The sequence below is a fragment of the Streptomyces sp. NPDC087440 genome (assembly GCF_044744005.1).
Lineage (GTDB): Bacteria > Actinomycetota > Actinomycetes > Streptomycetales > Streptomycetaceae > Streptomyces.
The window spans coordinates 346,520-358,192 of sequence record NZ_JBIUXN010000001.1; the positions used below are offsets into that span (position 1 = coordinate 346,520).

General features: G+C 73.6%; 9 protein-coding genes. 4 read left to right on the forward strand and 5 right to left on the reverse strand.

Features of this window, described 5'->3' with window-relative positions:
• Positions 1-354 precede the first annotated feature (354 nt).
• Together ACIO3O_RS01370 and ACIO3O_RS01375 are read right to left on the reverse strand one after the other, a co-directional pair.
• Complete coding sequence (locus ACIO3O_RS01370) at positions 355-2,451, reverse strand: WD40 repeat domain-containing serine/threonine protein kinase (protein ID WP_401740473.1); 2,097 nt, start codon at positions 2,449-2,451, stop codon at positions 355-357.
• A gap of 45 nt (positions 2,452-2,496) precedes the next feature.
• On the reverse strand, positions 2,497-4,482 hold the full coding sequence (locus ACIO3O_RS01375) for a WD40 repeat domain-containing serine/threonine protein kinase (RefSeq protein WP_401740474.1): 1,986 nt from the start codon (positions 4,480-4,482) through the stop codon (positions 2,497-2,499).
• A 127-nt stretch (positions 4,483-4,609) separates the two neighbouring features.
• On the opposite strand from ACIO3O_RS01375, the gene ACIO3O_RS01380 reads away from it, so the two are divergent.
• Positions 4,610-5,521: an alpha/beta fold hydrolase gene (locus tag ACIO3O_RS01380; RefSeq protein WP_401740477.1), complete on the forward strand. Its 912-nt coding sequence runs from the start codon at positions 4,610-4,612 to the stop codon at positions 5,519-5,521.
• A gap of 21 nt (positions 5,522-5,542) precedes the next feature.
• Here ACIO3O_RS01380 and ACIO3O_RS01385 read toward each other — a convergent pair whose 3' ends face one another.
• The 3 genes from ACIO3O_RS01385 to ACIO3O_RS01395 form a co-directional block, all read right to left on the reverse strand.
• Positions 5,543-5,947, reverse strand: coding sequence for a hypothetical protein (locus ACIO3O_RS01385; RefSeq protein WP_401740479.1), 405 nt, complete (start codon positions 5,945-5,947; stop codon positions 5,543-5,545).
• A gap of 468 nt (positions 5,948-6,415) precedes the next feature.
• Positions 6,416-7,318 carry a serine hydrolase gene (locus tag ACIO3O_RS01390; RefSeq protein ID WP_401740481.1) on the reverse strand — a complete coding sequence of 301 codons (903 nt, stop codon included), beginning with the start codon at positions 7,316-7,318 and terminating at the stop codon, positions 6,416-6,418.
• Complete coding sequence (locus ACIO3O_RS01395) at positions 7,315-8,340, reverse strand: LysR family transcriptional regulator (protein WP_401740484.1); 1,026 nt, start codon at positions 8,338-8,340, stop codon at positions 7,315-7,317. Before ACIO3O_RS01395 ends, ACIO3O_RS01390 begins: the two co-directional genes overlap by 4 nt.
• Before the next feature lie 86 nt (positions 8,341-8,426).
• Between ACIO3O_RS01395 and ACIO3O_RS01400 the strand changes: the two genes are divergently transcribed.
• The 3 genes from ACIO3O_RS01400 (at position 8,427) to ACIO3O_RS01410 (ending at position 11,648) form a co-directional block, all read left to right on the forward strand.
• Positions 8,427-10,013: a penicillin-binding transpeptidase domain-containing protein gene (locus tag ACIO3O_RS01400; RefSeq protein WP_401740486.1), complete on the forward strand. Its 1,587-nt coding sequence runs from the start codon at positions 8,427-8,429 to the stop codon at positions 10,011-10,013.
• Positions 10,014-10,248: 235 nt separating this feature from the next.
• On the forward strand, positions 10,249-10,734 hold the full coding sequence (locus ACIO3O_RS01405; RefSeq protein WP_401740489.1) for a DUF6314 family protein: 486 nt from the start codon (positions 10,249-10,251) through the stop codon (positions 10,732-10,734).
• A gap of 260 nt (positions 10,735-10,994) precedes the next feature.
• Positions 10,995-11,648: a DUF4232 domain-containing protein gene (locus tag ACIO3O_RS01410; protein ID WP_401740491.1), complete on the forward strand. Its 654-nt coding sequence runs from the start codon at positions 10,995-10,997 to the stop codon at positions 11,646-11,648.
• Positions 11,649-11,673 lie beyond the last annotated feature (25 nt).

An 11,673-nucleotide genomic window follows, 5' to 3' on the forward strand; every position in this document is an offset into this window, starting at 1 on the left:
ACCCGCTGGGGTGCTTTCCGCGTCCACGGCGGCGGCGGGGTTGCGTACGGGCGGCGCGGTCGGGCGGCGGGGTGCGGGCGGGCGGCGCGGTCGGGCGGCGGGGTTGCGTACGGGGGCGGGCCGCGTCCGCTGCCGTCTCCGGGTCGCCGCCGTCCGTCATGGCCGGACCCTCCAGCTCGTCGCCGTCCGTCATGACCGGACCCCTCCAGCAGCTCGCGGGCCCGCCCGTGCGTGCCCGCGTCCGAGCTACGCCGACTGCCGGAACCGTAACGCATGCCGATGCGAAGGAGCTCGACGCCCGCCGTCAACTGCCGTGGCCTGCACAGGAGTTCGCGGACATGGCTGGGGTGGCCGCTACGGCAGGTGCCAGAGCCTGGCAGCTTCCTCCGCGCCTTCGCCCTCGCGGGCCGGGCCTCCGTCGTGGCCCGCCGCCAGGCTCGTGCCGTCGGGGCTGAAGGCCACGGCCGTCACCCGGCCGGGGCAGGTGAAGGTGGCGGTGGTCGTCCCTGCGGCGGTGTCCCACAGGCGGACGGTGCCGTCCTCGCTGCCGCTGGCCAGGCGGCCGGCGCTCGGGTGGAAGGCCAGGGCGTTGACCCCCTTCTTGTGGCCCTTCAGCGTGGCGACGCGCTGTCGGGTGGCGGTGTGCCACAGCCTGACGGGTCCGTCCGTCTCGGCATACGCCAGGAGCTGGCCGTCCGGGCTGAAGGCCGCGGCGTCCCGGCCGACCCGTTCCTCGTCGACGGTCGCCACGCGTTGCCGATTCGAGAGCCTGCGCAGCGTCAACGGGCTTGCGGTGGTGAGGAATTCACCGTCCGCACTGATGGCCAACGGCCCGTCGTGCTTGCCCTGGCGCACGTCGAGCCTGCGGCCGGTGGCCGGGTCCCAGACGTACAGGCCCGCGTCCAGGGCCGCGCCGACCAGGGTCCGGCCGTCCGGGCTGACGGCGAGGGCGTACAGATAACCCTGGTTCGCCTCGGGGGACGGCGGGCCCTCCAGGGTCCGCACCAGCCGTCCCGACGCCACGTCCCACAGGCGGACCTTGTTCTCCTCGGCCCTGATCAGGAGCCCCCGGTCCGGGCTGAACAGCGTCGGCTGCTGGTGCTTCGCCCAGCCGATGCGCGTACTGGTGCCGCGTCGGGTACGGACGTCCCAGCGGCGGATCACACCGTCGTCACCGGCGCCCAGCAGCGTCCGGCCGTCCTTCGCGAAGCCGATGGTGCGCAGGCCCGGTGGCGCGGAACGGTCGGAGCCGTCCTGGGCGTCCTGGGCGTTCTTCGCGAAGACCACGGCCCCGGAAGGATCCGGTCCTGGCGTGCCCGACGTGCTGGAGCCCTTGTCCTCCTCCTGCCGCAGCAGCGGAATCCCGACGACGGCGCCCACTGAGGCGACGGCCGTGACCGCGCCGAGCAGGAGCCTGCGCCGGGGCATGCCGGGGGTGGGCGGTGCGGGAGCGGCGGGTTTCGGCACTGCCGGTGGATGAGCGGGCGGGTAGGGGGTGGTCGGTTCGGGCCGGGTCACTCCCGGGAGCCCGTCCCGCAGGGGCTCGGACTGCGACGCGGCCTTCGGTACGGGCCCGGACTCGGACGGCGGTCCCGACAGGGCCATCGTGGGTACGTCGTCGGAGACGTGCGCCCGAGCCGGGACACCGGCGGACAACTCGGCGAAGAGGGACGGGAGTTCGGCCCCCGAGGGCCGGTGGGCCGCGTCCTTGGACAGGCACGCGGCCAGCAGCGCGCGGAGGCTGCCCTCCACGGCGTCGAGCGAGGGTTCGTCGTCGAGGATGCGCTGCACGACCTCCACCAGGGACGGCGCGTCGAACGGGCTCCGCCCGGTGGCGGCGAACGCCAGGACCGAGCCGAGGGAGAACACGTCGCCGGCGGGCCCGGCCCGGTCGGTACGGATCTGCTCCGGCGACATGTAGGCGTACGTCCCGACGATCGCCCCGGTCTCGGTCAGTGAACTCGCGTCCACGGCACGGGCGATGCCGAAGTCGATGATGCGGGGTCCGTCCTCGGCGAGGATGACGTTGCCGGGCTTCAGGTCGCGGTGGACCAGCCCGCACCGGTGGATGGCGGCCAGCCCCTCGGCGAGCCCCGCGCCGAGCCGCAGCACCGCGTCGGGGGCGAACGGGCCCTGCGTGCGGACGGCCTCGCTCAGCGTCGGGCCCGGGATGTACGCGGTGACCAGCCAGGGGGACGCGGCGTTCGGGTCGGCGTCGACGACCTGGGCGGTGTGGAAACCGCCGACCCGCCGCGCCGCCTCGACCTCGCGGGCGAAACGCCGCCGGAACTGCGGAGTTGAGGCGAGCCCCGGCTGGATGACCTTGACCGCGACCCGGCGGCCGCCCGGCGACGTACCGAGATAGACCCGCCCCATGCCGCCCGCGCCCAGGCGGCCGTCCAGGCGGTAGGTGCCGACCCACTGCGGGTCGTCGGGTTCGAGCGCGTCCATGCGTACCGTCCGGTGGGGGGAGGGAGGGATGAGGAGCGGGGGGAGCTAGGGGAGATTCCAGAGGTGGATCTCGCTGTGCGACGCGTGGTTCGCGGAGGTGCGGTGGAGGACGGCGGCCAGCGTCCCGCCGTCTGGGCTGAACGCGATCGCCATGGTCCTCAGGAGGGGGCGGGACGGGGACGTGGTGCCGGTCAGGGTGGTCACGACCCGCTGGGTGGCGATGTCCCAGAGGCTGATGTCCTTGCCTCGGGGGTCGGCGTCCGCCTGGCGGTACCCGGCCCGGCCCGCGACCACCATCGTCCCGGGCCTCCCGGGGCGGTACGCCGCGACGGCGCCGTCGCCGTCACGGTTGGTGTACGTCGCGGTGAGGCGGCCGGTGTCCGGGGCCCACACCCTCACGTCGTCCCCCGTGGCGGCGAGGCTCCTGCCGTCCGGGCTGAACATCACCGAGCGGTAGCGCTTGTCCCGGTCGTCGACGAAGGTCCTGATGCGGCGGCCGGTGGTGGCGGACCAGAGCTCCACCGGATCGTTCCTGCCCCGCTCGGTCGCACTGGCCACCGTCGTGCCGTCGGGGCTGAACGCGACGGCGGAGGCGGCGCCGGTGTGCCGGCCGAAGGGGTCGGTGGAGCGTCCGGTCGAGGTGCTCACGAGTCGGAGCCCGCCCCTGTTGAGGGCCGCGGCAAGCAGGTCGCCGCCGGGGGCGACCGCCAGGCCGTTGACGCTCTCGAAGGTGCCTGAGTAGCGGGCGAGGACGCCCTTCGGGGCGCGGGTGCGCATGTCCCAGTGGCGCAGGGTCTGGTCGAGGCCGCCGCTGTAGAGCGTCTCGCCGTCCGGGCTGAAGACCAGGCTGAGGATGCTCGACGCGTGGCCCTTCAGCGTGGCGGTCAGGCGCCGGGACGTGAGGTCCCAGAGCAGCACCTCGCCGTTCAGGCCGCCGCCCGCGAGGGTCCGCCCGTCGGGGCTGAAGGCCAGGCGGTCGATGTCGTCGGTCCGGTCGGTCAGCCGTGCGACCGGCTCGGCGGGGTTGCGGGCGGGGGTCGGGGACGTACCGGAACGGGCCCTCTCCGAGCCTTTCGGCCGTTCGTCGCCCGGGTCGCCCGGGTCGCCCGGCAGGAACAGGAACGCGGAGGCGGCGGCCCCGGCCGTGGCGGCGGCCGCGATCCCGCCCAGGAGCAGCCTGCGCCGGGCAACTGGACGAGGGGCGGGGGGACGTGCGGCGGGGCCGGTGACCGAGAGGCGGTGCAGGATCTCGGCGGCGGAGGGGCGTTCGGCGGGGTCCTTGGCCAGGCAGGCGCGGATCAGTCGGTGCAGGCTGCCGTCCTCGTCGAGGCCCGTCAGGCGGGGCGGTTCGCCGACCACCCGGTGGATGATCGCCGGGACGCTCGACGCGTCGAACGGGCTGCGGCCGGTACCGGCGAACGCCAGGACGGAGCCGAGGGAGAAGACGTCTCCGGCCGGGGTGACGTGGGCGGACCGTATCTGCTCCGGCGACATGTAGGCGTACGTACCGATGATCGCGCCGGTACGGGTCAGCCGCCCGGCCTCGGAGGCGTGGGCCACGCCGAAGTCGATGATGCGCGGCCCGTCACCGGCGACGATCACGTTGCCGGGCTTCAGGTCACGGTGCACGAGGCCGCAGCCGTGGATGGCGGCGAGCCCTTCGGCGAGCCCCGCGCCGAGCCGCAGGACCGCGTCCTCGGCGTACGGTCCCTGCTGCGCGACGACCTGCTGGAGCGTGGCCCCCGGTATGAACTCCGTTACCAGCCAGGGCGATACGGCATGCGGATCGGCGTCGACGACCTGGGCGGTGTGGAACCCCCCGACCCGCCGCGCCGCCTCGACCTCGCGGGCAAACCGCTCCCGGAACCGCGGAGTTGAGGCGAGCTCCGGCCGAATGACCTTCACCGCGACCCGGCGCCCGCCCGACGACGTACCGAGAAAGACCTGCCCCATGCCGCCCGCGCCCAGGCGCCCGTCCAGTGAGTACGGACCGATGCGCCGGGGATCGCCGGGGCGCAGGGACTCCACCATGCGCTACTCCAGGCCGCCGGGTACGGGTGAGATCACGCTCGGCATTGAACCACGGCCCGGCGAAACAGGGTCGTGCGCCCCGCTACCCGCCGTGGCGGGGCCCTTCGCGTACGCCTGCTGCGGGAGCATGTCCCGCGTACGCCTCCCGGCGGAGCATGACCGCACGCCGATGCGCACCCGGCCCTCCTGGGTCGACGACGGGCTGTTCCCGTTCGAGAGCCGCTTTGTCGACATCGACGGGCACACGGTGCACTACGTCGACGAGGGGACGGGCCCCACGCTGCTGTTCCTGCACGGCAATCCGACCTGGTCGTTCCTCTGGCGCGACGTGATCGCGGCACTGCGCGACGCCTTCCGGTGCGTCGCGCTCGACTACCCGGGCTTCGGGCTGTCGACGCCGAAGCCCGGCTACCGGTATCTGCCCGAGGAGCACGCGGACGTGGTCAGCGGGTTCGTCGACGCGCTCGGCCTGCGCGGGGTCGCTCGGGTCGGGCAGGACTGGGGAGGTCCGATCGGGCCGGCCGCCGCGCTGCGCCGGCCGGGCGTCTTCGAGCGGCCGGTGCTCGCCAACTCCTGGGCCTGGCCGGTCAACGGCGACCCGTACTTCGAGGCTTTCGGCCGCATCGCGGGAGGTCCGCCGGCCCGCTTCCCGGCCCGGCGGTTCAACCTCGTCGTCAAGGCCTTCCTGCCCATGGGCCACCGGAGGCGGAAGCTGTCCCCGGCCGAAACGGCCCACTGCCGCAGGGCGTTGGGCACCCCGCAGCGACGCCGGGCCTCGGCCGTACTGCCGGACCGGATCCTGGCCGGCCGGGCCTTCTTCACCGAGGTGGAGGCGGGTCTCGCGGATCTCTCCCGGCTCCCGACGCTGATCGTGTGGGGCGACGCCCAGATCGGCTTCCGCACCCGGGAGCGCGAACGCCAGGAAGCGATCTTCACCGACCACAGGACCGTGATCGTCGAGGGCGCGGGGCTCTACGTGGAGTCCTACGCCCCCGAGGAGTTCGCCACCGCGATCCGCGACTGGTCGACGACGCGGTAGCGGCTGCCGGTTCGGGAAGGGTCAACCGTACTTGCGGTGGTAGTCGTCGTCGTTGTCGTAGTTGCCGTCGTAGTACTCGTCGGGATTTCCGTGCCGGCGATGCCACTCGTCGTCGTTGCCGTAATTCTCGTCGTAGTAATCATCGTTGTCACGCTCGCCCCGGGGCCGGCCGCCCGTGGTGTTCGATCCCTTGCCGGGCTGAGGGGTGTACGCGGGCAGGGGGGAGTCGAGTGGCGAGGGGCCGGACAGCCCGGGCGGGGTGACATCGAACTCTGGCTGGACGGTCGTGGTACCTGGGGAGACACGCTTGGTCTCGTCCTCGGGGTCCAAGACGAAGACGGCCGCCACGATGGCGGTCAGGGCGACGGCGGCGGCGATGACAGCCGTGGCAGTGACAAGGTCGACCTTGCGGAGTGCTCTGCCCACAGGGCCGCTTTGGCTGCGGGGCGTGGGCACGCTCCCCGTTCGCTCTTGACGTTCGACGGCAGGGGATACCTGCGTGGTCCGGCCGGCCGCCGAGGCGTCGGGCCGGAGCGGCGTGGGCGGCCCGTCACCGGCATCTTGAGGGGAGCTTCGGTCGGGCTCGGGCCGGTGCGTGCGCTCGGACGGTGTGCGCCACCGTTGCTCGGTGCCGTTGGGCAGTACGCGCCGGGCGCCGGTCCAGGCGTGGAAGGCCTCACGTGAGTGGCGGAGTGTGGCACCGGATATCCACTCGTGCTCGGCAGGCGTGACGGGTTCCCCGCACTTCGCGCATCGCCAACTCATCCTGCACCCCCGGTGGTCGACGCTGTGGCTGCCGGTCGAGTTTAGGGGCGACTGCCCCTGTGCGACCGTACGTCCGTGGGATCGGGCGGTCGGCTTCACGGGCCGGTGGACGATCGCCCCCGGTCCTCCTCACCCGCCCTGGCCGGCCGGTACGCGCAGGGACTCCACCGCGAGGCGGGCCGCGGTGCCGATGGCTGCGTCCGCCGCGGGCTGGTTCGCGGCCGTGCGGGCGGCGCGGGTGAAGACCGCGACGGCGTAGCGGCCGCCGTCGGGGTATTCGACAACGCCCACCTCGTGGCGGAGCGTCGGCAGGGTGCCCGTCTTGCCCGCCACCCGTACGTCGTCGAAGGGGAAGCCGGACGCCAGCCGGTGCGGCCAGACCTGGTGGGCGAGCACGGAACGCAGTTCCGCCGCGCCCTCGGGCGCGCACGCCTCGTCGTGCCAGACGGCGGCGAGCAGCCGGGCCAGCTCGCGCGGGGTGCTGCGGTTCGTCCGCTCGGGATCGAGGACGCGCAGACGGGTGGTCAGGCCGGGGTCGACCAGCAGGCGGGCCTGGTCGCCGCCGCAGTCCTCGTCGATCGCGGCGAGCAGGTCGCGGCCGGTGTGGACGGCCACGGTGCGGGTCAGGCCGAGTTCGGCCATGGCCCGGTTCACGCCGTCCAGGCCGACGCGGTCGTAGAGCACGTCCGCCGCCGCGTTGTCGCTGACCGTGAGGGCGAGGGCGAGCAGGTCGCGCAACGACATGCGCACCGGGTCGCGGAGCAGGGCGATGCCCGTGCCGCCGGGGGTGCGGCCCTCGACCGGGACGTCGACCTGTTCCCTCGGGTCGAGGCGGCCCGCGTCGGCGAGCCGTTGCACCGTCACGGCCAGGCAGAGTTTGTGCGTACTGGCGGTGCTGACCAGGGTGTCGGCGCCGATTCCCACGTCCGCGCCGCTGTCCAGGTCCAGCGCGTACAGCCGGCCCGTGACGCCCGCGTCCGCGAACACCGCGCGCAGCCGGGTGCGCACCGCGCCGGTCGCCGCCCCGCTCATACCGTGAACCCCAGGCGCGGCACCGGAGCCCCGGGGCGCCCTGCCGCGACGGTCTGTGCCACCGGGATCATTCCTCCGTACTCGGCCAACGCCTCTTCCACCACCGCCGCGAACAGTTCCACCGCCGGGTCGCCCTGCCGGCTGCGCAGCCAGGCGGCCGACACCCGCTCCAGGAGGGGCGCCCCGGTGAGCTCGCGCCAGGCGGCCCCGGCGGGCACCTCCCGCTCGCGCGGGGCGAAGGCGACGGCCGTACCGGACAGGACCATGCCGGTGACGAACGCCGGATCGCGGCCGGCGATCACCGTACCGGGTTCGAAGCCGTGCCTGCGGCAGGTGGCCAGAATCTCGTCGTGCAGGGCCGGCCCGGACCTGCGGGGGAAGAGCACCAGGTCACGACCGGTGAGCTCGGCGAGGGCCAGGGGCCCGTCGGCCGGGCCGGGGCCTCGGGCCGGGCCCGGCTCCGTAGCGGGACCGACGTCCGGGCCGGCCTCCGTAGCGGGACCGTCGTCCGGGACGACCACCCCGAGCGGTCGGCACATCACCTCGCCCAGCGCGAGGCCCGCCACGTCCACCGGGTGCCGCAGCACCCCGGCGTCCAGGGTCCCGGCCGCCAGTTCCGCGAGCTGCGCCTGTGCGGCCCGTTCGCGCAGTTCGAGGCGTACCCCCGGCGAACCGTCCCGGAAGCCGCTGACCAGCGCGGCGACCACCGTGCTGTCCAGCTCGGGCGGCACCGCGGCCCGCAGCAGACCGGCCGCTCCGCTGCGCACCCGTGCGGCCGTCCCCTCCAGGGCGTCGGCGCGCTCCAGCAGTGGCCGGGCCTCGGCGAGCATCAGCCGGCCGCCCTCGGTCAGCTCCGCTCCCCGGCTGGTGCGGTCGAAGAGCCGGACCCCGAACTCGCGCTCCAGCCGCTGGATGCGCTGCGACAGCGACGGCTGAGCCACACCGAGGCGTGCCGCGGCCCGGCCGAAGTGCTGCTCCTCAGCAACCACCACGAAGTAGCGGACGTGCTTGATGAGGTCCATGAGCAGCAATCATAGTCATTTCGTTATGGGGATCATCCAGATAGGACTGTTGGACGCCGACGCGCTGCGCCTGTTCTGATCGCCGCATGTCGGACATGAGACGCGCCGCACGGCGGCGCCGCCCCTTCCTGCTCCTGGTCCTCGTCCTCGTCCTGGTCGCCGGTGCGGGCACCGTCGCCTGGCGGCTGCTGCTCGGCGGCGAGGAGAAGGACGCACGGGCCTCGGCAGTGGACGCCTTCCTGACCGCGTGGGCATCCGGCGACGCGGCGGCGGCCGGGCGTGCCACCAGTGACCCGGCCGGGGCCTCCGCCCGGCTCGGCGCGCTCGCCAAGGACCTGCCCGGTACGCGCTTCGAGCTGCGGCGCGGCGAACGCGAGGGCGAGCGCTTCGCGTTCCGCGTGACCCTGCACCTCAAGGGCGGCGACCGCTTCGCCTACGACTCCTCCGCACCCGTCGTGCGTACGGGCGACGCCTGGCGCGTCACCTGGAGCCCGGCGGTCATCCACCCCCGGCTCACCGACGGCAGCAAGCTCGCGGTGACGACCGGGTCCCGGCGCGCGGAGATCCTGTCCGCCGACGGCTCCCCGCTGGGCGGGCTGGCCCCGGCGCTGGTCGGCGCACCCGGCACCAGCGGCCTGAACTACCGCTACGAGAAGCGGCTGGCCGGTCGGCCGGCGTCCAGTGTCGCCATCGTGGGCACCAGCACCGGCCGCACCCTGGCCACCCTGCACACCTCGAAGGGCACCGGCGGCAGCCCCGTACGCACCACTCTCGACATACCGACCCAGAAGGCCGCCGAGGCCGCGCTGCGCGGCCTGTCGAAGAACGCGGCGATCGTGGCGATCCGCCCCAGCACCGGTGAGATCGTGGCGGCGGCCGACAACCCGCCCACCGGCACGAACCGGGCGCTGCGCGGCCAGTACCCGCCCGGCTCGGACTTCAAGGTGGTGACGGCCGCGGCGCTGATCGGCGGCGGGATGAGCACGAGCACGCCGACGCCGTGCCCGAAGTACGAGACCGTCAACGGGCAGCGGTTCGAGAACCAGGACCTGTTCGAGCTGCCCGCGGGCGCCACGTTCGCGGACGACTTCGCCCACTCCTGCAACACCGGCATCATCGCGCTGCGCGACCGGCTGACGCCGAGCTCGCTCACGGAGACCGCGAAGGCGTTCGGGATCGGGCAGAGCTGGGACGTCGGGGCAGTGACGTTCGACGGCTCGGTGCCGGTGACCACCAGCGCCAACGACCAGGCCGCGGCCATGATCGGGCAGGGCCGGGTGCAGGCCAGTCCGCTGGTGATGGCGTCGGTGGCGGCGACCGTGAAGGACGGCACGTTCCGTCAGCCGGTGCTCGTGCCCGACGCGGTGAAGCAACGGGCCGAGGCCCCGTTGCGACTTGAGCCGGCGGTCGCCTCCCAACTCCGCACGCTCATGCGGGCGGTGGTGACCGAGGGCTCGGGCAAGGCACTGCGCGGCATGGCCGGGGAACCCGGCGCGAAGACGGGCACGGCGGAGTACGGCGACGCGTCCCCGCCGCGCACCCACGCGTGGTTCATCGGCTACCGGGGCGACCTGGCCTTCGCGGTGCTGATCGAGGACGGCGGCTCGGGCGGCAAGGACGCGGGGCCGGTGGCGGCGGAGTTCCTGAAGGGGGCCGGGGAACGGCAGCGTTGATGGAATACAGGAAGTTCATGCACTCCAGGCAGGGGCTGCGGGGCGCTCAGGTCAGCCGTGACCGCACAGGTCGGCCCCAGGCCATGTCAGCCATGACCGCACAGGTCGACCCCGGGCTGCCGCGTTCCGGACCGGCGATTCCGGCGCGCAGTCCGAGGGACCCCCGTGTGTGCCCTCGCGCCCCGGCAGGGGGTCCGGGGCCGGAGCGTCGCCGGCTTCGCGGGACAATGGGCGCATGCCCCGCGAGCGTACGTCCGAGTCCTCCCCGATCCGCCCGTATCCCGTCGCCGACGCGGCCGCGTACCTCGGCGGGTACTGGAGCGTCGAGCGCGTCGTCCGTGATCTGACGGGCGGCGTGGAGGGCAGGTTCGTCGGAACGGCCGACTTCCGGAGTACCGAGGAGGCGCCCGGCGGCGCGCTGGCGCATGTGGAGGAGGGCCGACTCGACTGGGACGGCCGGACGTTCCCCGCGAGCCGTACGCTGCGACTGCGGCCCCGTGACGACGGGACGGCGGAGGTGGACTTCGCCGACGGCAGGCCCTTTCACGACCTCGACCTGCGCGAGGGCGTCTGGACCACCGTCCACCCGTGTGCGGCCGACCGGTACGAGGGGACGTTCACGGTCCGCTCGGCGGACGAGTGGCACCTGGAGTGGCGGGTCACCGGCCCCGCCAAAGACCAGGTACTGCGGTCGGTCTACCGGCGACTCCTCGACCGCTGACACTCCACGCGTACGGGACGGAACGGAACGGGACGGAACGGGACGGAACGGAAGGGGACGGGGCCGGGCCGGGCCCGTGGGCATCACCCGCCCGACGACCAGACGCGCCGTACGCCCTCCTCCCGGCCGCAGGCCCCTGCGTACGCGAGAGTTCCCCGCGCCTGTGACAGAACAAAGACCTCGCGGAGGAACACCCGTAACTCGGTGCGAGATACAAATACTTCCGACCGCATGCACCGCTCTCCTCCTGGGGGAACACCGTGAAGTCCGCACGCCTCACCGCTCTCGCCGCCATCGGCATCGCCGCCGCGCTCTCCCTCACCGCCTGCAACGGCGACGAGTACGACGACGCCGCCTCCGCCCCCTCGCAGGGTTCCTCCTCCGCAGGCTCGGCAGGCACCCCGAAGCCGGCGGGCGGCGCAGGCGGCGGCGACGCGAAGCCCGGCTCGGGGGGCAAGACCGGCACCAGTACCGGTGGCACGGACGACGCGCCCCCGTCCGGCGGGAAGGCCGCCGTCTGCAAGACCGCCGACCTGGCCATCGACGCCAGGAACGCCGCCCCCGACAAGCAGTCCGGCCGCATCGACATCACGATGATCAACCGGGGCCCCACCGCCTGTTCGGCGACGGGCTTCCCTGGCGTCGACATCAAGGACACCGACAACACCTCGAACCCCATCGAGCGCGGCCGTGCCGAACCCCGCATCACCACGCTGAAGCCCGGCGACACCGCCGTCTTCAACCTCGCCTACGACATCGACTCCACCGGCAAGAGCCTCGCGCACCCGATCGAGATCCAGGTGACGCCCCCGAACGAGACCCACACCGTGTACCTGAAGTGGCCGGCGGGCGCGGGAGCGATCAAGGGCGCCTACACCGACGTACAGGTCTATCCCACGCACACCACCAAGTAGTCCCGTCTGCCCCACGCACACCACC

Excerpts from the sequence above, each read along its gene's own strand:
- ACIO3O_RS01390 (WP_401740481.1), bottom strand. The coding sequence starts at position 7,318 with ATGAGCGGGGCGGCGACCGGCGCGGTGCGCACCCGGCTGCGCGCGGTG.
- ACIO3O_RS01400 (WP_401740486.1), top strand. The coding sequence starts at position 8,427 with ATGTCGGACATGAGACGCGCCGCACGGCGGCGCCGCCCCTTCCTGCTC.
- ACIO3O_RS01370 (WP_401740473.1), bottom strand. The coding sequence starts at position 2,451 with ATGGACGCGCTCGAACCCGACGACCCGCAGTGGGTCGGCACCTACCGC.
- ACIO3O_RS01405 (WP_401740489.1), top strand. The coding sequence starts at position 10,249 with ATGCCCCGCGAGCGTACGTCCGAGTCCTCCCCGATCCGCCCGTATCCC.
- ACIO3O_RS01395 (WP_401740484.1), bottom strand. The coding sequence starts at position 8,340 with ATGGACCTCATCAAGCACGTCCGCTACTTCGTGGTGGTTGCTGAGGAG.
- ACIO3O_RS01375 (WP_401740474.1), bottom strand. The coding sequence starts at position 4,482 with ATGGTGGAGTCCCTGCGCCCCGGCGATCCCCGGCGCATCGGTCCGTAC.
- ACIO3O_RS01380 (WP_401740477.1), top strand. The coding sequence starts at position 4,610 with ATGTCCCGCGTACGCCTCCCGGCGGAGCATGACCGCACGCCGATGCGC.